Source organism: Staphylococcus sp. GDH8C109P, from assembly GCF_017893405.1.
GTDB classification, from domain to species: Bacteria; Bacillota; Bacilli; order Staphylococcales; family Staphylococcaceae; genus Staphylococcus; species Staphylococcus cohnii.
In genome coordinates, this window is sequence record NZ_JAESMX010000026.1 from 380 (window position 1) to 23,590 (window position 23,211).

Below are 23,211 nucleotides of genomic sequence, written 5' to 3' on the forward strand. Positions count from 1 at the left end.
CCGCTGAACTACTTCTGCAAAATGAAACTGGATGAGCCATAGAGGATTCGAACCTCTGACCCTCTGATTAAAAGTCAGATGCTCTACCAACTGAGCTAATGGCTCATGAAATGGTGCCGGCCAGAGGACTTGAACCCCCAACCTACTGATTACAAGTCAGTTGCTCTACCAGTTGAGCTAGGCCGGCTATTCACTTTTGAAAATGGTGGAGGATGACGGGTTCGAACCGCCGACCCCCTGCTTGTAAGGCAGATGCTCTCCCAGCTGAGCTAATCCTCCACATGTTTATTATAAAGCCTGGCAACGTCCTACTCTTGCGGAACGTAAGTCCGACTACCATCGGCGCTAAGGAGCTTAACTTCTGTGTTCGGCATGGGAACAGGTGTGACCTCCTTGCTATAGTCACCAGACAAAATAACTTACTCAATGTATGATACATTGTTTATCAATCAATTACAATAGTTAATTTTACACTATCTTAAAGAAATTCACAAGTTCTTTACTTAATGTTTATTATGTAAATGCTCGTTTTTGACGACTTTTATATAATACTATGTTTTTTCGTCAAAGTCAATGGTTTTCATAACTTTTATTTTAAACATATATTTTATTTCACACGTATTCGTGTTCACTTAACTCGACTTGAATAATCTTACCATAAGAAATCGCAGTTGACCATACCTTTTTTGGTATATTTTTATATTTAAATAGCATAAATATGCATAATCGTATCTTATTACTTTATTATTTCTAATTTGTTTTAAAAAAATTGTTCTATTCCATTTGTTTAAAGTTCAAATTTATAATTAAAAAAGGATTAAACATCATGCTCTTATTTGTGAGTCACAACATTTAATCCTTTAATATAAGTTAATTTATATTATTTTTGTCTCATGTATGGGAATAATAACACATCTCTAATTGAAGCTGAATCGGTCAATAACATAACAAGTCTATCAATACCTATACCTAAACCACCTGTTGGAGGCATACCATATTCTAATGCTTCAATGAAATCTTCGTCCATTTCATGCGCTTCGTCATTACCTTGTTCTTTTTCAACTAATTGCGCTTCAAATCTTTCTCTTTGATCTATAGGATCATTTAATTCTGTAAATGCATTACCATGTTCTCTACCTACAATAAATAATTCAAAGCGATCCGTAAATCGAGGATCTTCCGGATTTTTCTTTGCTAATGGTGATATTTCAATTGGATGACCATATATAAATGTAGGTTGTATTAATGTTTCTTCAACTTTTTGTTCAAAGAATTCGTTTAAAATATGACCGTATTTCATATTGTCAGTTATTTCAACACCGTGTTCTTTAGCAAGTGTTTTAGCTTCTTCGTCATTCTGAACATTAAAGAAATCAATACCTGTTACTTCTTTGACAGCATCTGCCATGTGAACTCGTTTCCAATTTGATTCTAAGTCAATCATTTCTTCACCATAATTAATTTTTGCAGTGCCTAGTACTTTATTGGATATATGTCTAATCATATCTTCTGTTAAGTCCATAATATCATGATAGTTTGCATATGCTTCGTAAAGTTCAATCATTGTGAACTCTGGATTATGACGTGTAGATACACCTTCGTTTCTAAACACGCGACCAATTTCATATACTTTCTCTAAACCGCCAACAATTAATCGTTTTAAATGTAATTCTATTGCAATTCTCATATATAATGTTGCATCTAAGGCATTATGATGTGTTACAAATGGTCTTGCTGCCGCTCCACCTGCAATTTGGTGCATCATTGGTGTTTCTACTTCTAAGAATCCTTGATTGTTTAAGTAATTACGCATTTCTTGTAAGATTTTACTTCTATTAATAAAAGTTTGTGTGCTATCTTGATTTGTTATTAAATCTAAATAACGTTGACGATAACGTTGTTCAATATCTTGTAAACCATGGAATTTATCTGGTAATGGTCGTAAAGCTTTTGTTAGAAGCGTGAATGATTTTGCTTTGACTGACAGTTCACCAGTGTTTGTTTTGAACATAACACCTTCAATACCTACGATATCTCCTAGGTCTGCTGATTTCCATAGTTCAAATTGTTCTTCTCCAACTTGATCTTTTCTTACATAAATTTGAATTTGACCTGATAAATCTTGCACGTGTGCAAAGCCTGCTTTACCTTTGCCACGTTTCGTCATTAAACGTCCAGCTATGCTGACATGACTTTCTTCTTCTTTTTCTTGTAATTCTTCTTTAGAGAATTGGTCCCAATCTTCATGTAACGGAGTAGCCATTGAAGTTCGTACAAATTTTCCACCGAATGGATCGATACCTAAATCGTATAGCTCTTGCATTTTTTGACGACGCACCTGCATTTGGTCGTTCATTTCTTCTGACATAACTTTCTCTCCTTTATACTTCTTGTTCTATTTTAATTTTAGTCTTAACTTTTTGTTAGAATTCGAGGAATACCTATCATTTATGGTTATAGTATCTTGATTTGTTCTAATCATTTCTTACTTTACCATGACCACCCTATCTTTTAAATACAAAGATAGTATTTGACTATGTGCTCAGCACTAATTTTTCAATTTTCAATTTTACTAGAGGCCATGAATGTAATAAAGTAATTTAAGCTTATATATTTCAGCATATGCTAAAGTATCTATTTGATCTTTATGAATGAAACATTTTTTAAAATACGCATTTTACTGCGCAGCAATTTAATGTATACAACTATTGCTGCAATAATTATATACTACATGCTGTTCTAGTTAGAGTTAATCTTGTTATATCAGTTGTATTAATTATTTAACATACATTACCGCGTCCAAATAATGATAGAAGAAATCAAATGAATTTCACAATTAATATATAATAAAATTGCAAGTATACCTATTCAATAAAAGCACTTTGCTAGGCCTCATCTTCATTGAATTTATACATCGGTACTTTCTTAACCTTTATATTGTTTCACTGAATTATCTAATGTTACTAAATTTCTAATTTTTTTGTTTGTATGAGGTTCAGTAAAATCTGGCGCAATATCATTGAGTGGTATGAGCACGAAAGAACGTTCAAGCATACGCGGATGCGGTATAACCAAGTCATCTTCATTTATAATTTGTTTATCAAATAATAAAATATCAACATCTAATGTTCTAGGACCCCATCTGATATCTCTCACTCTATGCAACTGTTGTTCTGTTTCTAGGCATGCATTTAATAAATCACGGGGTGTCAGTGTCGTTTGTATTTCAATACATTGATTTAAAAATTGAGGTTGCTCAACATATCCTACAGGATCCGTTTCATAAATTAGGGATGTTTGTGTTACATTGATACCTTCTATTTCATTCAAAATATGAATCGCTTGATCAAGCTGTGTTTCTCTATCTCCAACGTTACTTCCTAAACCTAAGTATGCATATGACATTAGAAATTCTCCCTCACTATTTCTACACCTACACCTTCATAATGACCTGGTATAGGTGGATTCTCTTTAGTGATTCTAACTTTCGTTTCCATTACACGATTATAGTGTGAATTTATACGTTTTGCAATACGCTCAGCTAGGTGTTCTACTAAATTCACTGGTTTACTTTCCATGATTGATTTGACATCTTCATATACTTCACCATAGTGAACAGTGTCAGTAACTTGATCTGTTTCACCTGCAAGACTTAAATCAACTTTCAATGTCACATCTACGATGAATATTTGACCAATTTCATTTTCGGCTGGTAAAGCACCGTGATAACAATAAAATTTCATACCGTTAAGAAATATCGTGTCTCTCATTCTCATTCTCCTTTAAATAATCCATGCTTTGAGCCAAACGGGCGTTGAGCATAACATTATGAACCCTCACACCTTTAACACCTTTCATTATACCAAATGCAGTAGTGGCGGCTGTTGCTTCATCTCTTTCAGTTGCTTGTGTGTCTCTATCTATCATTTCTTTAATAAATCTTTTTCTACTTGTCGCTAATAGTACTGGATAGTCCGTAGCTACTAATTCGTCCAAGCGCGCCATTACTTCTTTTTCTTCATCTCTTGTTTTTGCAAAACCAATGCCAGGATCTATCCAAACTTTTTCTTGGGGAATACCTGCCATTTCTGCTTTATTTGCTTGTTTCAATAAATGTAGAAGCATTTCATCCACAACTGGTATGGTTCGATTACCATCACCATTGTGCATCAATATGATCTCGCCTTCATATTTAGATACAATATCAAAAATTTTTTCGTCATATAATCCAGCCCATTGATCATTAATCATTGTAGCGCCTAATTTCATCGCTGCTTCTGCCACTTCACTTCTATATGTATCAATAGAAAGTTGAACATCTAATTGGCTGAGTGCTTTTACAACTGGGACTACGCGTTGCAATTCTTCAGTTACACTGATTTCTTCATAGCCAGGACGTGTAGATATACCTCCCACATCTATAATATCTACACCTTCTTCGATCATTTCTTCCGCTCTTTTAACAGCTTTTTCTACCGAATTATATTTACCACCATCAGAAAATGAATCAGGTGTTACGTTTAATATGCCCATAATTTTTGTATGTGCCATCGTTACTTTCTTCCTTTCACTGTTAAATACCTCACCGCTAGCTTAGTAATCACTATTCTATAATAACGCTAATTTATAAAATTTTCAGTAAGCAATGCTCATATAACCGAAAAAATTTAAGTCTAATTTATTTTACTCATTTAAATAATAAGTAATTGGCAAGAACGCATTCAAATATATTAATCATTTCGTATTGAGACCTATTTCCATTGATTTATTTAATTTGATAAGCGCTATCGATATGCCCTTAACAATCATTATAATACTTTTAATTAATATCAGCTGCTATTCGTGTAATTCCCTATGGCGGAATATATTATATAAGGTGTAGAAAACGATAAAATCTTCACAAAAAGCATACAAAAAACTGCCGACAAAGTCAGTAACCTTGTCGACAGTCTGAAACTGATCAAATCTACACATGATCGGTTTTATAAATCTGTTTTTAATCTTCAAATGAATATAAAGGTGTTGAAAGGTAACGTTCACCATTACTTGGCAATACAGTAACGACTGTTTTACCTTTACCTAAAGATTTTGCTTTTTCGATAGCTGCATAAATTGCTGCACCTGAAGAAATACCTCCAAGTATACCTTCTTCTTTAGCAACCTTACGAGACATATCCATCGCTGTTTCATTACCTACTTTTATAACTTCGTCATAGACATTCGTATCTAAAGTATCTGGTACAAAGCCAGCTCCTAAACCTTGTAGTTTATGTGGTCCCGGTTCTCCACCGCTTAATACTGGTGAATCTTCTGGTTCAATAGCTACAAGATTAATATCAGGATATTTCTCTTTCAGTACTTTACCTGCACCAGTTAATGTACCACCAGTACCAACACCTGCTAAGAATGAATCAATTGTTTTTCCTTCAAATTGTTCAACCAATTCTGGACCAGTTGTCAATTCATGCACACGTGGGTTAGCTGGGTTTTCAAATTGTTGTGGTTCATAATAGCCGAATTCTTCTTTTAATTCTTTCGCTTTTTTAATAGCGCCTTTCATTGCTTCTGAACCTGGCGTTAACACAACTTCTGCACCATAAGCTTTCAATAAATTACGACGTTCTTGACTCATTGTTTCTGGCATCGTAAATACTGCTTTATAGCCTTTGGCAGCACATACAAAAGCTAAACCTATACCTGTATTACCACTCGTTGGTTCTACAATTGTATCTCCCGGCTTAATTTTTCCATCTTTCTCTGCCGCTTCAATCATTGCTAATGCAATACGGTCTTTAACTGAACCACCTGGATTTTGATATTCTAATTTCACATAAACATCTGCAGCATTTTCATCCACCACATTGTTCAATTTAACTACTGGCGTATTACCAATTACCTCAACGATATTATTTACTGGTTTATTTGTCATAAGTATTGCTCCTTTTCATTAAAAAGTTTAAAACCTACTTTTTCTATCGGATATACTTTATATTTTATCAGATTTTGATTTGAATACAACTAAGAAGATTGAAAATTACAATATTTTTATAATTTATAGTAACTTTAACTTTATTTTAAAGGATTTTTTACATCTTTTCTAATAATTCCTGTAATTCATTTTCTGTATATTGATATTTATTTCTACAGAAGTGGCATTCTGCTTCTGCACCATGATCTTCATTAATCATACTTTCGATTTCAGCTTGCCCTAACCCTTTAATTGCATTCAAAAACTTTTCGTGTCCACAATTACATTCAAAACTTGCAGGCATTTCTTCTAAAATTTGAACTTCATCTTCACCAAGTACTTCATATAAAATTTCTTCTGGCGATAAACCTTGATCAATTAATTTTGAAACTGGTGTCATATTGTTGATTGCTGTTTCTAATTTACTGATTGTTTTTTCTTCTGCACCTGGCATCACTTGAATGATAAAACCACCTGCAGCTTTTATAGAATTATCAGGATTCACTAATACACCTAGTCCTACAGATGATGGCACTTGTTCACTTTTAGCGAAGTAATAAGTAAAGTCATCGCCTAATTCACCGGATACAAGTTCACTTGAACCAGAGAAATAATCTTTCATTCCAACGTCTTTTACTACAGTTAATGCACCATTGGTTCCAACAGCTCTACTAACATCTAACTTCCCAACGTTATTCAAAGGAAAGTGAGTCTGTGGGTGAGTCACGTATCCTCTTACATGACCACTAGCATCTGCATCAGCTATAATTTTTCCGATTGGTCCTTGTCCATCAACTGTAACTGTCAATTTTTGATCACCTTTTAACATAGCCCCCATCATCAACGTTGCAGTCATCGTTCTGCCAAGTGCAGCTGATGCTGTCGGCCAAGTATAATGCCTTGATTGTGCTTCTTGAACACTTTCTGTAGTTAATGCACTATATGCTCTTATTTGTCCCTCGTAAGCCAATGCTTTAACGATGTAATCTTTTGTCATTTCTATAATTTCTCCTTTTATTCATTGTAATGTTTAAATTGTCTTCTGAATTCTATATAAATTTTCATAATACTTTTTATCAATGCAATTTATTGTAAGTGTTCAGTCAAAAAATTGCTACATATCTGTTTGCAATTTGGATGATTGATAAATATTAAAAAGCTTCTTTCCACATCAATATGATAGCAGAAAGAAGCTTTTTGTTCAGTTATTAATTTCTATTACTTGGATCGTTAGGATCACTTGGGTTGCTAGGTTTATCGATATTTGGCGCTTGCTCATGACCTGTCTCTTCTGAGTCATCATTGTCATGTTCGCTATCTTTACGCGCTTTATCGATATCTTTTTCTTCTTGTTGATCTTCTTTTTCTTGTTGTTTACCAACTTCTAGTTGTTCTTTTCGTACATCTTCATAAGATTTACCGTATTTACCTTCATTAAATTCACTTTCTTGATCACTTACAACTTTTGCTGCATCGTAATCAACTTCTGGTAATACACCATCATAGAATAATGAACGAATTTGCTCAGCAACTAATGTTTCTTCTTTTAATAAAGATTCAGCAATTAAAAGTAATTGTGATTGATGTTCTAAAAGAATGTCTTTACAACGTTCGTATTGTTCTTTAATAATACGTTGAACTTCTTTATCAATTTCATACGCAATTTGTCCAGAATATTCTGGATCGCCTTGCATGTCTTTACCTAAGAATACTTGTCCATTACTGCTGCTTGAGAATTGTACCGTACCAAGTTTCTTACTCATACCATATTCAGTAACCATCTGACGCGCGATTTGTGTTGCACGTTCAAAGTCATTTGAAGCACCTGTTGATACTTCATTGAAATTAATATCTTCAGAAACACGACCACCTAGCAAACCACAAATTTTATCTAATAATTCTGGTTCAGTCATTAGGAAGCGATCTTGTTTTGGTAACATCATTGCATAACCGCCAGCTTGACCACGTGGTACGATGGTAACCTTATGGACAACCTCTGCTTCATCAAGCACCATACCAATAATAGTATGACCTGCTTCATGGTGCGCTACGATATTGCGTTCTTTTTCAGAAATGACACGTGATTTTTTAGCAGGTCCTGCAATCACACGGTCAGTTGCTTCTTCAATATCACGCATATCTATTTTCTTCTTACCTTCACGTACTGCAACTAATGATGCTTCGTTCAGCAAGTTTTCTAAATCTGCACCAGAGAAACCAGGTGTTCTTTGAGATACTGCTTTTAAGTCTACTGTTTCATCGAGTGGTTTATTTCTAGCATGGACGTGCAGAATAGCTTCACGTCCTTTTACGTCTGGACGACCAACTTGAATTTGTCTATCGAAACGACCAGGACGTAATAATGCTGGGTCTAAAATATCAGGACGGTTTGTAGCAGCAATCATAATGATGCCTTCATTTTCACCGAATCCATCCATTTCAACTAGTAATTGGTTTAACGTTTGTTCACGTTCATCGTGTCCGCCACCAACACCTGCACCACGTTGACGACCGACTGCGTCAATTTCGTCAATAAAGATAATACAAGGTGCGTTTTTCTTAGCATTTTCAAATAGGTCACGTACACGACTTGCGCCGACACCCACAAACATCTCAACGAAATCTGAACCACTGATTGAGAAGAATGGTGTTCCAGCTTCACCAGCTACTGCACGAGCTAATAATGTTTTACCTGTACCTGGAGGTCCTACAAGTAAAACACCTTTAGGAATTCTAGAGCCCATTTGTTTAAATTGTTTATTATCTTTTAAGAAGTCAACAATTTCTATTAATTCTTGTTTTTCTTCATCTGCACCAGCTACATCTGAGAAGCGTACACGTTTTTTCTGACTGTCGTACATTTTAGCTTTGGATTTACCAAAGTTCATCATACGGCCGCCGCCACCGCCGCCTCCTTGCGCTTGACTAAGGAAGAAAATAAATAATAAGGCTATGATTAAAACAGGTATTAACGTAGTTAAAATACTTACAAATACGCTTTGTTTTTCTTCTTCTTTAACCGTAAATTTCAATCCATCTTGACTTTGTGCTTTATCTGTTATTTTTTCAAGCTCTTTATCATTATTATATAAAATAGTTGAAGAATAATCTTCATCTTTTTTAGTTTTACCACTTACCATATATACATTTTGTTCTGGTTGAATTTCTAAAGATTTCAATTCACCTTTATCTAATTGCTTAACAAATTGATTATATGTAAGCTGTTTCGGCATATTTCCGTTACCATTTAGCCACGAAAACAAGCCAAATATAATAACGCCAATGATTGCGATAACTAGCACGTTACGAAAGGCTTTCTGCATGCGTCGTTTCCTCCTACTTCAATAATAAAACTAACAAAAATTGTAACACAATACACAAGTGTTGGGCTAGTAATTCTACTTTTGTATGTACGTTACAGTTCTTGTTGTTTTTATACTTTTATATTTTTGATATACAAACAGTTAACATATACTTTATAATCTATCCCTTAAATGATTTACGTATATGTCCGCGTATTTTATCAACATACTATGTATATCGACTCATTTAATCCGATTACGTTTTACAGTATATAACAATATTTCATACGATTAAATTGTACTGCTTATTTTGAATAAATTTCTGGTTTGAGTGTACCAATATATGGTAAGTTTCTATAGTTTTCAGCATAATCTAATCCGTAGCCTACTACGAATTCATCTGGAATTTTTTTACCTACATATTTTGCTTCGATATCTGCTTTGCGGCGATTTGGTTTGTCTAATAATGTTACAATTTCCAGTGAATTGACTTTTCTTGATTCCAATAATTCAGTTATTGATTTTAATGTTGTTCCTGTTTCTAAAATGTCTTCAATAATCAAGATGTCTTTTCCTTCTATTGAACCACTTAAATCTTTAAGTATTTGTACTTCACCCGTTGATTCAGTGCCGCCATGATAACTAGAAACATCCATAAAATCGATAGCTAAATGTGTATCAATATGTTTGATGAGGTCTGTCATAAACATTACTGACCCTTTCAAGATACCTATACAAACAAGTGGTTTACCTGCATATGTTTCAGTAATTTTTGCACCCAAGTCTTTACAAATTTGTTCTATCTCTGCCTCATCCATTAATATTTCTTTTAAATCATCTCGCATAATTTCATTCCTCTCCCGTATTTCGTATGAAAATAGTATCTTTATATTCATTGTTTAAGTATAACGTACCTATAGCAATAATTGTTTCATCTGCATTAACTAAAATTGGTAACTGGTTTCGCTCAATTTGTATAATTTTGCGATCAATCAGTAATCGACTAACTTTTTTATGTCCTTTTACACCATTTAGTTTGAATTTATCTCCCGTATTTCTAGTTCTAACGACTAACGGATAGTCATCTTTTGGAAAATTATCTCTTATGTTTATACTATAATGACCATAGTGATACAATCCTGGTTGCAAAATCTTTGTTGGCACAAGACATTTATCATAATTTGCCATTATTATAAATTTATCATAAGCGATATAAATATTCCATTTATCTGTTGCATATATTGTACATTGAGTAACTTTGCTTTCGAGTTGCTGAAACCAAGATTCGTACATTTTTTCAGTCATTGGTGTCGTAATCTGTAATTTTGAAAATATTTTATCTAAAATAATTATTTTAATATTATGATTTAAATTGGAAAATGCAACTCTTGGAATTACTATTTCTGTCTTACCGACATTTTCATGAACTTGTGTTTCTATAAAATGTAACGCATTTTCATGTAACGCTTGCAGTTGTATATCATGCCAATCTTTCAACTTAAGTAACTGTTTTGTAGATAAATGATGATTGCTGTCGATGGCAGGTAGAATACGATTACGAATATCATTTCTTACATAATGATTTTCAGCGTTTGTCTCGTCTTCATAATAAGGTACCTCATAATTTTGCTGATAGTTTCGAATGTCCGCTTTTGTTGTTTCTAACAGTGGTTTACACAACATATAGGCGTCTCGTGAAGTCAGATACGACATGCCTAAACTACTTCTAGTTGAACGTCCAGTCATCAATCGATAAAAGATAGTCTCAATTTGATCATCTTGATGATGTGCAGTTAATAAGACATCGGCATCCAGTTCCATCATCATATTATCAAACCACTGATATCGTTCATTCCTTGCAATATTTTCAATACTGTTACCCTGTTCAATGATTTTCGATAAATCTAAATGATGCACGAACAATGGAATTTGATACGACTCACAATATTTTCTTATAAATGATTCTTCTTCTTGTGCAATATCACGAATATGATGATTCACATGTAAGCAAGTTAATTTTCTATACGATTGAGACAACTGATTAATTAAATTGTGCAATAATACCATGCTATCAATCCCCGTCGAAACGGCTAACACAATATGTTGGTCTTTATTCCAACCATCAGCATTAACTTCTACCATAGCTTACCTCCTATGTCACAATGCGAAAGATTTTTTATCTTTGAGTTTTACATGTACGTTGCAACGTCTGTACACAACAAAAAATAGACTGTTTCCTTAAGTAAGAAAACAGTCATTTATTGTCAAAGTCAAACGTCATTATATCATATTAAATGTTGTACTTAAGCAATTAATTTCAGTTCTCTTGGGAACAGTCTTATTTTATATATTTTAGCGTCTAGCGCCTTTTCCACCACGTCTAGATTCCGTTTGACGCTTAATAGAAGTCAATTTATCTTCGCTATCTTTTAAGAAGTTTGTTAATTTCTTTTCAAAGTCCTCACCTTTAGGTTGAGGTTGCTTATAATTTGGTTTACTTTGAGGTCTACGTGGACGATCTTTTGCTTTTTTGATAGATAAACTAATTTTTCCATCATCAGCAATTGAAAGCACTTTAACTTCAACTTCATCACCAACAGATAAGTGATCTTCTACGTTTTCAACGTAGTTATCTGCAACTTCACTTATGTGAACTAAGCCACTCTTTCCTTCTGGAAGTTCGACGAAAGCGCCAAACTTTTTAATTCCAGTGACTTTACCTTTAAGCTTGTTTCCTACTTCGATTGACATATTATAAATAAATCCTCCCGATTCGTTTCGATTTTAACCCTATTATATGCCTGTTTGCATAAATTAACAATGGTATAATGATGCAAAAAATTAAATTCACTTATTTATCATCATTTTGCGCCTTAGATTTAGTATCAGATTTATTATCTCCAGGCAGTTTGAAAATAACTTCCCCATCATTACTTAGATAGTAATCATCACGTGCAACTTTTTCAATATAATCTTTATCATTTAAATTATTTAATTGTTCTTTTAGTGCTAATTCTTCATCTTGTTGTTTTTGATACTTTTGTTCTTTTTGTTGACGTTCAACTGAATCTTCATTATTACTTTGTTTTTGAGTGACAAGCATGATGGCTAAAATGATAATAATCAATAGTAAAATACCACCAAATAAAGTGATACGCTTACGAACAACACGCTTTCTCATTTGTTGCTGCTGCTTTTTTTTGTTTTTTGCTGAAGTATACGTATTGCCTATATTTTCAACTTTTTTATTCATTTGCTTGTCACCTCCTGTGTTTATATTTCACTAACTTTTTCTTCTTTAATAAGTTCATACATACCTTTTGCATTTTCTTTTGTCGCATGTTCGCTCAAACCTGTGACTTTAATTGTTACAATTTTTTGTCCAAATCGAATAACAAGTTCATCTGTTTCTTTTACATCAGTACCTGCTTTAGCAACTACGCCATTTACAGTAATACGTCCTTGATCACTGATTTCTTTAGCTAATGTACGACGCTTTACTAATCTTGAAACTTTGAGATATTTATCTAATCTCATCATTTTTTCCTCCTTGCTCTAAAATTCGTTTTAAAGCATTTTCATCTAACGATTTATTTTTTGTTTTATCATACAATGCTAAGAAGTGGTCTGCAAATACTTTCTCAAATTTCACACGCTGTGCTTTACCTTCCTTAGTCTTAGCATTAGACCAAATATTTTTTAAATCTTCCTCTGTTTCTGCTTTTGCATCACCAAAAACATGTGGATGTCTACGTATCATTTTTTCTGAAAGACTTTGTATCACTTCATTTATATCCATATAACCTTCTTTTTTCCCTATGCTTGCATGTAGTAATACTTGTAATAGAATGTCTCCTAACTCTTCTATCATGTGCCAATCGTCTTCATTATCTATCGCTTCAAACAATTCGAATGTTTCTTCCAACAAATAACGTTTTAAAGTATGATGTGTTTGAACTTTATCCCATGGGCAACCTTTCTCGTCATCTACAAGGTGCTCAATGATACCAACAGCAAAGTTAAAATCACTAAGGTATGTTTCTTCACTTTCCACTTTTGGAATAAATAAACTAGTTATATTGTTAAAAACTTCGTCGTAATGATCTATTTCATATAGCGGTGTTTTGATAACGTTGGCATAGTTATTTCTGGCACCATCTACGATATAAACAAGTTGGTCATCACTATACCGTTCCATCAATGTCACTTTTAAATCACCAGCGACCATTGCACTATAGACTTGTGTAATAAGTGTATGTGTACGAATGTTCAACTTTTCTTTTTGAAGATCTGTTGCATCTAACATTGTAAAGCCATCGTTAGGATCAACTTTCACCGCTTCAAATATATCGTCTATAAAGCTTTTACCACCTAATATTTCAACTTCTATATCAGAATGTTGTTGTGCATATTGCTCTAAATACACAGTTGTCGTTTCAGCTACTCGTGGATGACCTGGTACTGTATATACAATATTATTGTCTTTTACATTATTTATCAATTTTGACACAATAGCTTCATATACATTTTGAAAAGCGTCATGATTTTTATATTCTTGATCAAAGCTTTCAATATTGATACCTTCCATTGTTAAGTCTTGGATGACTGGGTGATCAAAGGTACGTGTATAAACTAATGTTTGCTTTTTCAAAAATTTATAAATCCCTAATGGTAAATCCTCAATACCATAATTTCCTAATCCAACAACTGTTATTTTATTTGTCATTAATGTTTCCCTCTTTTCATATGGAATAGTTTATCTCCAAAAGGTAGATGTTTGAGTTCTCTAAAACTTAATAAATGCATGCGTACGATAGAAAAAATCACTACAATCACACCAATTGTAGCTGCTATGGCTAATTCGACTAAACCTTGCATTCTACCTTCTCCTGGAATAAGAAACATGACTGTTTGTACTGCAATTGATAATAGCATCATCGTACCTACTAATTTAGCAATGAATTTTTTCATTGTTTGGAAATGATACATTTTTAATACTTGATACTGTAAAATCCACACAAATAACAGCAATGAAATGACAGTACTTAGACTGGCACCGAAAATTGAGAGTTGTGGTATTAAAACCATATTCAATATCGCTTTGATTACAACACCAGTGCCAAATGCGAACAAAATAACTTTAACGCGATTTTTCACTTGTAATAAAGCAATATGCATCATTATAAGAGAAACACATATAACTGTAAGCATATATATGGATAATGTTCCGTTCAAACTATCATTTTTGAAGAACACGCTATTCATTACAGGAAGCAAATTGATTAAACCTATAGCTGCTGCCACACTAAATAAAATCGTAATCTTTATCGATGCATTAGCATAGCGATTCACCAGTATATGTTGCTTTGTTTTTAATGCATCTGTTAGTAATGGAATAAGCACAAAACAGAACGTCGTCGTTACAATTAACCCCATCTGTATAAAAGAGGCACCGCGATCATAAATGCCTTTAAAAATAGTTGCTTCGTCAAAATCTAAACCGGTCATTTGAAGTGCATGTATTACTGTAAAACTATCCACCACTTGCCATACAATAACGATCAATTGACTCACCGCGAATACAACTATACCTAGCGTTAACTTTTTCCAAGCAATATCAACATTGGCATGTGCTCTAGATAATTTAAAAGGTTTCCGTTGTATTAGAAACAAACTAGATGCTAAAAAACCAATACCTGAACCCACAATCGCTAATGTACCTGCATGATATATACTCCATGAGCGACTCATAAACATCACAATAGCTATCATGATAATTACGACACGAATAAATTGTTCTATAACCTGGGAAATCGCAGGTATATTCATCTCATGATGTGCCTGATAATAGCCCCTATAGACACCGAGTAAACCAACAAATAAGAAGCTGACACTCGCTGCCCTTAACATAGGTGCTAAATTGACATCTCCCATCAGAAAAGCAATCCAATGTGCACAAGTAAATAAAACTAAGAAAAAGATAACACCAGCAAATTGCAGCCTTAATAACACACGTGTATATTGATTGGGTTGTCCGTTTGCGCTAAAAGTTTGAGTGACTGCACTAGGAATAGCATTCATCGATAAAATAACGCCCAAAGCTACTATTGGATACACTTGTTGATAAGCGTATAGACCTCCATCTCCTAGTATATTTTGATAAGGTACTCGGTACAACGCGCTTAATACTTTAACAATGATAAGCGCTATAGTTAGTACAACAACGCCATTAAAAACACCTTTTGTTTCAGATTTAACGTTCATCTGGTATAACCATACTTTCTTCTAAACATTTCGCTAAGAATTTCAAACTATCTAACCATACTTTATCTTTAGTTAGTGTCACTTTCATTTTACCATCTTGAACACCAACTTTCATTGCACGTCCAAGTGGTTGGGTTTGTTTAAAGAGTGTTTCACCATTGATGTCTGTAGTGCCTTTTTCGGATAAATAAATCTCTATTTTTTTACCTATATCTTTAATAAGTGTTACACCTGCATTCAACGCATGCACTTTAATTTCCATCATTTCTAGCAATCTTTCAACCTCAACTGGATAATCATTAAAGCGGTCAATCAGCTCGTCTTTAACATCCATCAATTGCGATTCCGTCTCAATTTTACGTAATTTTTTATAAATTTCTATTTTTGCCTGTTCATTTGGAATATATTCGGCTGGTAAATAAGCATCAATATTTAGTTCAATTTCAACTTCGGGAGCATCAGGTTGTTCTTCTTTAATACCTCGTTTTTCATTCACCGCTTCTTCTAACATTTGTGAGTATAAATCAAAGCCTACAGAGTCTATAAATCCATGTTGTTGTTTACCTAAAAGATTCCCTGCACCACGAATATTTAAATCTCGCATTGCAATTTTAAAACCGGAACCTAACTCAGTAAATTCTTTGATTGCCTGTAGTCTTTCTTCAGCAGTCTCTGATAAGACCTTATTAGATGGGTGTAAGAAATACGCATAACCTATGCGACTTGAACGTCCCACGCGTCCTCGTAATTGATATAATTGGCTCAATCCAAATTTATCGGCATCTTCGATAATTAAAGTATTGGCATTTGGAACATCTACGCCAGTTTCGATAATCGTTGTCGTTACAAGAATATCAAATTCGTGATTGATAAAGCTCAACATCGTTTCTTCTAAATCACGTTCATTCATTTGGCCGTGTGCCACACCAATATTCGCTTCAGGCATTAACATTTGTAGTTGTTCACGTTTTTCATAAATCGATTGCACTTTATTGTATAAGTAGAAAACCTGGCCCTCACGTGATAATTCTCTCTCTAAAGCTTCTTTTATAAAATTCATATTTTGCTCTAATACATACGTTTGCACAGGAAAACGATTTTCTGGCGGTGTTTCGATGACCGATAAATCACGCACGCCCAACATACTCATATGTAGGGTTCTCGGAATCGGTGTTGCAGTTAACGTTAATACATCAACATTTGTCTTAAGTGACTTAATCTTTTCTTTGTGTCTTACGCCAAAACGTTGTTCTTCATCCACGATAAGTAATCCCAAATCTTTATAATGAATATCTTTACCTAACAATTTATGCGTACCAACAACGATATCAACATAGCCTGATTTAAGTCCCTCTTTAACCTCATTAACTTCCTTAGTCGTTCTAAATCTACTAATAAGTTGGATTTCTATAGGGAAATCTTGCATGCGCTCGATTAAAGTTTCATAGTGTTGTTGCGCTAAGATTGTCGTAGGCACAAGAAAGGCTACTTGTTTACCTTCCATTACTGCTTTAAAAGCTGCTCGTACCGCAACTTCTGTTTTTCCGTAACCAACATCACCACATAATAATCTATCCATTGGGCGTTCAATTTCCATATCTTGTTTAATCTCTTCAATGGACTTGCCTTGGTCTGGCGTTAATTCATAAGGGAAGTCAATTTCAAAGTCATTTTGTTGTGGGGTATCTGGTCCGTATTTATAACCAACTGACATTTCTCTTTCTTTATATAATTCTATTAATTCATCAGCCATATCTTCAACATTTTGTTGAACTTTAGCTTTTGTTTTCTTCCATTCTGTACCACCAAGTTTGTTTAATTTAGGTGATTTATCTTCCGAAGCAACATATTTTTGTACTTGGTCCATTTGATCTACTGGTACAAATAATTGATCGGTACCTTTGTATTGCAGTTTTATATAATCTTTATGAACGCCGCCAACTTCAAGTGTTTCGACACCTAAATATTTACCTACACCATGGTGAACATGAACAACAAAATCTCCAACTTTCAAATCTTGATATGATTTGATTTTTTCTGCATTTGTTAATTTCTTATGTTGTTTTGCTTTTTTCTTTTGTTTTGACTTAAATAATTCACGTTCTGTAACAACAACGAGATGCATATATGGTAATTCAAAACCTTCTGATAGGCTACCTTCAGTGATGATTGCACTACCACCTTCATTTTGTGAACTCGGCGTATCTATAAATGTTGGTATATGCATTTCATTTAACATTGATTGAATACGCTCTTTTTTCGATTCAGTTTCTGCTAATACAACAATCGTATAATCATTTTGGATAAAGCGCTGGAATTCGGAACGCATAATATCATATTGACCATAAAATTGTTGTACTGGCTTACATGAAAATTTAATGATTGTGTTGAGTTCTACCGGCATCGTTGCAGTAAACAAAGTAAAATATGTAACTGGATATCGATTTAATAGTGACTCAAATCCATCATATTGTAAGAAATTTTGTCCGATAAACCCTTTACCACTTTCAATTAAACTCTGCATAAATTCTTCAGCTTCAGAAACCAGTGTTGTTTCAGTTTCTTTGATTCTATTATATTCATCAACTGCTACAATCGCATCAGATTTAAAGTAATCAATAATGGTTGCAGGGGATTCGTACATAAAAGCAGCGAGTCTGCGTAATACTTGATGGTCAAATAAAGACGATTCAAAAAGTTGAAAACTTTCATACGTTTCTTTTAAGTCATTACGTACAGATTTATCTATTTTTGGTCGTGTATACTCATATGCTTCTTTTAGTTTTAATTTAGTATGTTTTAATACTTCATCTGTAATGATGTAATCACTGGCAGTTGTAATATCTACATGGTCTAAATTTTCTTCCGAACGTTGCGTTTCTACATCAAAGTTTCGAATTGAATCTACTTCTGTATCAAATAATTCAATTCTTACCGGCAAACCTATTAAAGGATATATGTCAATAATCCCACCACGTAACGTGAATTCACCAATATGAGATACTACACTCTCTCTGCGATATCCCATGTTTACAAGTTTATTTAAAAATTCATCAATATCTATATCGTCACCAATGGAAAGTTTGAGTTGATGTGCGCTCCACATTTCAACAGGTGTTAACCATTTTTTAAAACCATTTAGTGGTACGATAAATAACCCTCTCTTTTCTTGAGCAAGTGCCGTTAAAGTACGTACACGTTCACTCATGAATTGGGGGCTTTGAGTTGAAAATTCTTCTGTCATAATATCTTGCATTGGATACTTGTAAATATCATCTGTATCAACATATTGTTGCAAGTCACTCTCTAGTTTGTCTGCTTGATACAAGTTGTTCGTTACTACAAGTAATTGTTTCGAACTATGAATAAACTTTTCAGCTATGATTGTTGCCTTCGCCGAACTAGATAGTCCAGTAACCAATACGTTTGCTTCACCAAATACTTCATTTAATTCTTGATAGCGTTTATCTTTTTTAATATATTCTGTAATTATTGATTTCACTTGACCTCACCATTAAACTCATTCATCACATGGTCAAAACGAGAACTTTCAATATAAGCTTCTACTGCACGTGCTGAATGTTCTATTACTTTATTCATTGTATCCATTTCTTGCTTCGAAAATTTTTGTAATACATAATCGACAATCGACATGCCATTGGATGGGCGATCAACACCAATACGAATGCGTTTGAATTGGTCTGTACCTAAAGCTTGAATAATCGACTTCATGCCATTATGACCACCGGCACTCCCCTTTTGTCGTAAACGAATTTCCCCTTGTGGTAAATCCAAATCATCATATAGTACAAGTAAATCGTCTATATCAATGTCATAGTATTTCATCAGTGGCCCTACAGCATCACCAGACAAATTCATCATTGTCATTGGTTCTATAAACATCACTTTTTCACCAGCTAAACGTTCTATTGTATAGGCACCTTTATACTTTTGTTTATCTAATTTAAATTGATTGCGTTCTAACATATAATCAATAACTTCAAAACCGATATTATGTTTTGTCAGCTCAAAGCGTTTACCAATATTGCCCAAACCTACAATACATTTCATTATGTTACCTCCAATTGTTGTATTCAATCAAAAACATTTATTATTTCACAACGTTATGCTGTTTCTTTTTTTATTTTCATATCATTCACTATATTAACATAAAAAAACACCAGCTTAACGAATTAAGCATGGTGCTTTTTAAGATCATTTTTTCTTATTGAAATCGCGTGTATTAGAATGACGTCAGAGAAATTACTCTTCTTCTTTCTCTTCTTCTTCGTTATCGTCTTCTTTTTCTTCACCAACAACTTCTGGCTCTTCAGTTTCTGATTCGCCTTCCATAGCTTCGATTTCTTCTTCAGTAGGTTCTTCAGTTGGAGGAACTACTGTTACTACAGATTCTTCAGGATCATTTTCAATTGTGAAATCACCTGAAACTTTGATATCTGCAACTGAATAGCTATCGTTAACATCTAATTCGCTGATGTCAATTTCGATAGATTCAGGGATATTATCTGGTGTCGCAGTTACTTCAAGGTCGAATAATGGTTGTTCAACAACGCCGCCTTCTTTAGCTCCTACTGCCTCACCAGTAAGTTGAACTGGTACTTCAACAGTACGTTCTTCACTCATATTGATTGCTAAGAAGTCAATGTGAGTAATTTGGTTTTTAAGTGGATCGAATTGATAGTCTGAAACCATTACTTTAATTGTTTTAGAACCTACACCTAATTCGATAACACCGTTACGTCCAACTTCACGAATAACTTTGATAAATTCTACTTCATCAACTTTTACTGAAGTATTTTTTGTACCGTAACCATAAACGATTGCAGGTACTTTACCAATTTTTCTAAGTGTTTTAAGGTCTGAACGTGTTTGTTTACCTTGACGAATAATTGACTTTAATGAAGCCATATTATTTCCACCTTTCATTTTTTGTTCTTATTCATATAATAAGAACCCCTCACTTACCCATCAACACAATGTTGCTTGCAAGTGTTTATTTAATCGTGAATTGAAATCACGAACGGAATAATTATACAACTATTGCACTAATTAGTCAAATAGCACACTAACAGATTCTCTTTCATATACGCGCACAATAGCTTGTGCTAATAAACCTGCCACTGACAGTTCTTTAGTATTAGCTGGTTTACGACTTTCATCTAATTGAATTGAATTTGTAACGACTAACTCTTTAATCGCTGAATTTTCAATACGTTCTTTAGCTGGGCCTGATAATACGGGGTGTGTACAACATGCGTAAACATCTTTAGCACCTTTGTCTTTGAGCGCTTGAGCTGCTAATGTAATCGTACCGGCTGTATCGATGATGTCGTCAATAATTATTGCTGTGCGACCTTCAATTTCACCAACGATATTCATTACTTCAGCTACATTAGGTTTAGGACGACGTTTATCTATGATTGCAATTGGTGTTTTTAGAATATCTGCAAGTTTACGTGCTCTAGTTACACCACCATGGTCTGGAGAAACTACGACACATTCTTCTGGGTCAATGTCTGTATCATTTTGGAAATATTCTGCTAAAATTGGAACACCCATTAAGTGGTCTATTGGCATATTGAAGAATCCTTGGATTTGTGGTGCATGTAAGTCTAATGCAATCATGCGATCTGCGCCAGCAGTTTCAATTAAGTTTGCAACTAATTTTGCTGTGATTGGTTCACGGCTGCGCGCTTTTCTATCTTGGCGAGCGTAACCATAGTATGGCACCACGATATTAATATTAGCTGCTGAAGCACGTTTACAAGCATCTATCATAATTAATAATTCCATTAAATGTAAGTTTACTGGATTAGAAGTCGGTTGAATTATAAATACATCACAACCACGAATACTTTCTTCAATATTAATTTGAATTTCTCCATCACTAAAACGTTTTACAGAACATTTACCTAGCTCGATTCCAACATTATCTGCTACTTCTTGGGCTAAGGGTTCATTACCTTTTAAAGAGAATATTTTCAAAGCAGAATTCTTATACTCATTGTTTAACATTTATAGTCCTCCAATTAATTCATTCAATTAGTTTCGTTCATAGACAAAGTTATATTTATCTCATTAATCTACAAAATGTCGATTGAGGTCTTCCTTACATCTACATTGTATATATGTGATTAGAATCGTAATCTAATCGTGTCTATTTTTTTAAATAACCTTCTTTAGTTGTTTGTCTCGCTCTTGCTAATGCTAAACTGTCATGTGGCACGTTATCAGTAATTGTAGAACCTGCAGCTATAAATGATCTATCACCTAAAGTTACTGGTGCTACTAAGTTAGTATTACAACCTATAAATGAATCATTGCCGATGATCGTTTTGGATTTATGTTTACCGTCATAATTCACTGTGATAGAACCGCAACCTAAGTTGGTACGTTCACCAATTTCTGCATCACCAATATAACTTAAATGTGGTAATTTAGCACCTGTTTTAACGACTGATTTCTTAACTTCTACAAAGTTTCCAACTTTAACATTTTCACCTAAGTCTGCTCCAGGTCTTAACTGAGCAAACGGTCCAATTGTAGTATTGTCGCCTACAACCGCTTCGTTGATAACCGATTGTTTAATTGTAACATTAGAACCTATTTTACTGTTTTGAATTTCTGTGTTTTGGCCAACAATCGTATCTTCACCAATTTCACAGTTACCAGCTAATTTTACGTTCGCCTCAATTGTAACATCCATGGCGATTTTCACATCTGCACTTATATATGTAGTAGCAGGATCAATAAGTGTTACACCATTTCTCATATGGAAGTCATTGATACGTTTTCTATAAGCTGCCTCTGCTTCACTCAACATTACACGATCGTTGACACCCATAATTTCTTCAAAATCATCTGTACGATATATTTCCACCATTCCTTGCTCTTGCAAAATAAGAGACAAAACATCAGGTAAATAATACTCAGCTTGAACATTATCATTTTTTACCAGTTCTAATTTTTCAAAAAGCAATTTATTATCAAATGCAAAAATACCTGAGCTAATTTCATTGATTTGTTGTTCATCTACTGTAGCATCTTTCTGCTCTACAATCTTAACTAAGTGATCGTTGCTATCTCTCACAATACGACCATAACCATAAGGGTTACTTGTCGTCGCTGATAGAACTGTTGCATCAGCTTGTTTGCTTTCATGGTGTTCTAATAGTGATTTAAGTGTTTCTGCAGTTATTAGCGGCGTATCGCCACAAACCACTAATGTTGTACCTTGTTCGTCTTTCAAGTGCTCACTCGCCATTTTAACGGCATGTGCAGTACCGAGTTGTTCGTTTTGGAAACTATATAAAGATGTATCTCCTAACGTTTCTTTCACGCTTTCTGCACCGTGTCCAACAATGGTCACAAGATTTTCTACTCCAGATTGTTTAACGTTATCAACGACATGTTCAATCATTGATTTGCCCGCAACCTCATGTAGTACTTTGTATTTCTTAGATTTCATACGTGTACCTTTTCCAGCTGCAAGTACTATTGCATGTCTTTGCATGTGTGTAACCCTCCATTAAATTATACACTTCTATATTATTATAATTTAACGCTAGTACCACTTTCAAGGCTCAAAACCCTAATGTTATACAATGGAAACAATTCAAGTTATTTTCTTTCGGCTAAACATATTCATAATTGTCA

Annotated in this window: 19 protein-coding genes, 3 tRNA genes and 1 rRNA gene; all 23 read right to left on the bottom strand. The window is 33.9% G+C overall.

Features of this window, described 5'->3' with window-relative positions:
• Positions 1–32 precede the first annotated feature (32 nt).
• Positions 33–105, bottom strand: a tRNA-Lys gene (locus tag KA867_RS12380).
• Between the two features lie 6 nt (positions 106–111).
• Positions 112–187: transfer RNA gene (locus tag KA867_RS12385), tRNA-Thr, on the bottom strand.
• 16 nt (positions 188–203) lie between these two features.
• Positions 204–279, bottom strand: a tRNA-Val gene (locus KA867_RS12390).
• A 16-nt stretch (positions 280–295) separates the two neighbouring features.
• Positions 296–410: ribosomal RNA gene (rrf, locus tag KA867_RS12395) — 5S ribosomal RNA — on the bottom strand.
• A 470-nt stretch (positions 411–880) separates the two neighbouring features.
• Positions 881–2,368 carry a lysine--tRNA ligase gene (lysS, locus tag KA867_RS12400; protein WP_210138223.1) on the bottom strand — a complete coding sequence of 496 codons (1,488 nt, stop codon included), beginning with the start codon at positions 2,366–2,368 and terminating at the stop codon, positions 881–883.
• A gap of 557 nt (positions 2,369–2,925) precedes the next feature.
• Positions 2,926–3,405 (bottom strand): 2-amino-4-hydroxy-6-hydroxymethyldihydropteridine diphosphokinase, encoded by a 480-nt coding sequence (gene folK, locus KA867_RS12405; protein ID WP_210138224.1) that lies wholly within the window; start codon positions 3,403–3,405, stop codon positions 2,926–2,928.
• Complete coding sequence (folB, locus tag KA867_RS12410; RefSeq protein ID WP_210138225.1) at positions 3,405–3,770, bottom strand: dihydroneopterin aldolase; 366 nt, start codon at positions 3,768–3,770, stop codon at positions 3,405–3,407. The genes folK and folB overlap by 1 nt, the downstream gene beginning before the upstream one ends.
• Positions 3,748–4,551, bottom strand: coding sequence for a dihydropteroate synthase (gene folP, locus KA867_RS12415; RefSeq protein ID WP_210138226.1), 804 nt, complete (start codon positions 4,549–4,551; stop codon positions 3,748–3,750). The genes folB and folP overlap by 23 nt, the downstream gene beginning before the upstream one ends.
• A 445-nt stretch (positions 4,552–4,996) precedes the next feature.
• Positions 4,997–5,929: a cysteine synthase A gene (cysK, locus tag KA867_RS12420; protein WP_019467967.1), complete on the bottom strand. Its 933-nt coding sequence runs from the start codon at positions 5,927–5,929 to the stop codon at positions 4,997–4,999.
• A 157-nt stretch (positions 5,930–6,086) separates the two neighbouring features.
• Positions 6,087–6,965 (bottom strand): Hsp33 family molecular chaperone HslO, encoded by an 879-nt coding sequence (gene hslO / locus KA867_RS12425; RefSeq protein ID WP_210138227.1) that lies wholly within the window; start codon positions 6,963–6,965, stop codon positions 6,087–6,089.
• A gap of 211 nt (positions 6,966–7,176) precedes the next feature.
• Positions 7,177–9,291: an ATP-dependent zinc metalloprotease FtsH gene (gene ftsH / locus KA867_RS12430; RefSeq protein ID WP_210138228.1), complete on the bottom strand. Its 2,115-nt coding sequence runs from the start codon at positions 9,289–9,291 to the stop codon at positions 7,177–7,179.
• Positions 9,292–9,575: 284 nt separating this feature from the next.
• Positions 9,576–10,115, bottom strand: a complete 540-nt coding sequence (hpt, locus tag KA867_RS12435) for a hypoxanthine phosphoribosyltransferase (RefSeq protein ID WP_210138229.1) — start codon at positions 10,113–10,115, stop codon at positions 9,576–9,578.
• Positions 10,116–10,119: 4 nt separating this feature from the next.
• Complete coding sequence (gene tilS, locus KA867_RS12440) at positions 10,120–11,412, bottom strand: tRNA lysidine(34) synthetase TilS (RefSeq protein ID WP_210138230.1); 1,293 nt, start codon at positions 11,410–11,412, stop codon at positions 10,120–10,122.
• 210 nt (positions 11,413–11,622) lie between these two features.
• Positions 11,623–12,021 carry a S1 domain-containing RNA-binding protein gene (locus KA867_RS12445; RefSeq protein ID WP_019467962.1) on the bottom strand — a complete coding sequence of 133 codons (399 nt, stop codon included), beginning with the start codon at positions 12,019–12,021 and terminating at the stop codon, positions 11,623–11,625.
• A 100-nt stretch (positions 12,022–12,121) separates the two neighbouring features.
• The gene (locus KA867_RS12450) at positions 12,122–12,523 is read right to left on the bottom strand and encodes an FtsB family cell division protein (RefSeq protein ID WP_019467961.1); all 402 of its coding nucleotides are present in this window, start codon (positions 12,521–12,523) and stop codon (positions 12,122–12,124) included.
• Positions 12,524–12,543: 20 nt separating this feature from the next.
• Complete coding sequence (locus KA867_RS12455) at positions 12,544–12,807, bottom strand: RNA-binding S4 domain-containing protein (RefSeq protein ID WP_107384081.1); 264 nt, start codon at positions 12,805–12,807, stop codon at positions 12,544–12,546.
• Complete coding sequence (locus tag KA867_RS12460) at positions 12,794–13,996, bottom strand: MazG nucleotide pyrophosphohydrolase domain-containing protein (RefSeq protein ID WP_210138231.1); 1,203 nt, start codon at positions 13,994–13,996, stop codon at positions 12,794–12,796. Before KA867_RS12460 ends, KA867_RS12455 begins: the two co-directional genes overlap by 14 nt.
• A complete protein-coding gene (locus KA867_RS12465) occupies positions 13,996–15,534 on the bottom strand; it encodes a polysaccharide biosynthesis protein (RefSeq protein WP_210138232.1) in 1,539 nt (512 codons plus the stop codon). The genes KA867_RS12460 and KA867_RS12465 overlap by 1 nt, the downstream gene beginning before the upstream one ends.
• Complete coding sequence (gene mfd / locus KA867_RS12470; protein ID WP_210138233.1) at positions 15,524–19,036, bottom strand: transcription-repair coupling factor; 3,513 nt, start codon at positions 19,034–19,036, stop codon at positions 15,524–15,526. Before mfd ends, KA867_RS12465 begins: the two co-directional genes overlap by 11 nt.
• Positions 19,033–19,605 (bottom strand): aminoacyl-tRNA hydrolase, encoded by a 573-nt coding sequence (gene pth, locus KA867_RS12475; protein ID WP_210138234.1) that lies wholly within the window; start codon positions 19,603–19,605, stop codon positions 19,033–19,035. The genes mfd and pth overlap by 4 nt, the downstream gene beginning before the upstream one ends.
• Positions 19,606–19,797: 192 nt before the next feature.
• Positions 19,798–20,463, bottom strand: coding sequence for a 50S ribosomal protein L25/general stress protein Ctc (locus KA867_RS12480; RefSeq protein ID WP_210138235.1), 666 nt, complete (start codon positions 20,461–20,463; stop codon positions 19,798–19,800).
• 141 nt (positions 20,464–20,604) lie between these two features.
• Positions 20,605–21,570 carry a ribose-phosphate diphosphokinase gene (locus KA867_RS12485; RefSeq protein WP_019467954.1) on the bottom strand — a complete coding sequence of 322 codons (966 nt, stop codon included), beginning with the start codon at positions 21,568–21,570 and terminating at the stop codon, positions 20,605–20,607.
• A 142-nt stretch (positions 21,571–21,712) separates the two neighbouring features.
• A complete protein-coding gene (gene glmU, locus KA867_RS12490; protein ID WP_210138236.1) occupies positions 21,713–23,068 on the bottom strand; it encodes a bifunctional UDP-N-acetylglucosamine diphosphorylase/glucosamine-1-phosphate N-acetyltransferase GlmU in 1,356 nt (451 codons plus the stop codon).
• Positions 23,069–23,211: the final 143 nt, after the last annotated feature.

What these genes read in the sequence shown, in the direction of transcription:
- lysS (WP_210138223.1), bottom strand. Translation starts at nt 2,368, where the DNA reads ATGTCAGAAGAAATGAACGACCAAATGCAGGTGCGTCGTCAAAAAATG.
- folK (WP_210138224.1), bottom strand. Translation starts at nt 3,405, where the DNA reads ATGTCATATGCATACTTAGGTTTAGGAAGTAACGTTGGAGATAGAGAA.
- folB (WP_210138225.1), bottom strand. Translation starts at nt 3,770, where the DNA reads ATGAGAGACACGATATTTCTTAACGGTATGAAATTTTATTGTTATCAC.
- folP (WP_210138226.1), bottom strand. Translation starts at nt 4,551, where the DNA reads ATGGCACATACAAAAATTATGGGCATATTAAACGTAACACCTGATTCA.
- cysK (WP_019467967.1), bottom strand. Translation starts at nt 5,929, where the DNA reads ATGACAAATAAACCAGTAAATAATATCGTTGAGGTAATTGGTAATACG.
- hslO (WP_210138227.1), bottom strand. Translation starts at nt 6,965, where the DNA reads ATGACAAAAGATTACATCGTTAAAGCATTGGCTTACGAGGGACAAATA.
- ftsH (WP_210138228.1), bottom strand. Translation starts at nt 9,291, where the DNA reads ATGCAGAAAGCCTTTCGTAACGTGCTAGTTATCGCAATCATTGGCGTT.
- hpt (WP_210138229.1), bottom strand. Translation starts at nt 10,115, where the DNA reads ATGCGAGATGATTTAAAAGAAATATTAATGGATGAGGCAGAGATAGAA.
- tilS (WP_210138230.1), bottom strand. Translation starts at nt 11,412, where the DNA reads ATGGTAGAAGTTAATGCTGATGGTTGGAATAAAGACCAACATATTGTG.
- KA867_RS12445 (WP_019467962.1), bottom strand. Translation starts at nt 12,021, where the DNA reads ATGTCAATCGAAGTAGGAAACAAGCTTAAAGGTAAAGTCACTGGAATT.
- KA867_RS12450 (WP_019467961.1), bottom strand. Translation starts at nt 12,523, where the DNA reads ATGAATAAAAAAGTTGAAAATATAGGCAATACGTATACTTCAGCAAAA.
- KA867_RS12455 (WP_107384081.1), bottom strand. Translation starts at nt 12,807, where the DNA reads ATGAGATTAGATAAATATCTCAAAGTTTCAAGATTAGTAAAGCGTCGT.
- KA867_RS12460 (WP_210138231.1), bottom strand. Translation starts at nt 13,996, where the DNA reads ATGACAAATAAAATAACAGTTGTTGGATTAGGAAATTATGGTATTGAG.
- KA867_RS12465 (WP_210138232.1), bottom strand. Translation starts at nt 15,534, where the DNA reads ATGAACGTTAAATCTGAAACAAAAGGTGTTTTTAATGGCGTTGTTGTA.
- pth (WP_210138234.1), bottom strand. Translation starts at nt 19,605, where the DNA reads ATGAAATGTATTGTAGGTTTGGGCAATATTGGTAAACGCTTTGAGCTG.
- KA867_RS12480 (WP_210138235.1), bottom strand. Translation starts at nt 20,463, where the DNA reads ATGGCTTCATTAAAGTCAATTATTCGTCAAGGTAAACAAACACGTTCA.
- KA867_RS12485 (WP_019467954.1), bottom strand. Translation starts at nt 21,570, where the DNA reads ATGTTAAACAATGAGTATAAGAATTCTGCTTTGAAAATATTCTCTTTA.
- glmU (WP_210138236.1), bottom strand. Translation starts at nt 23,068, where the DNA reads ATGCAAAGACATGCAATAGTACTTGCAGCTGGAAAAGGTACACGTATG.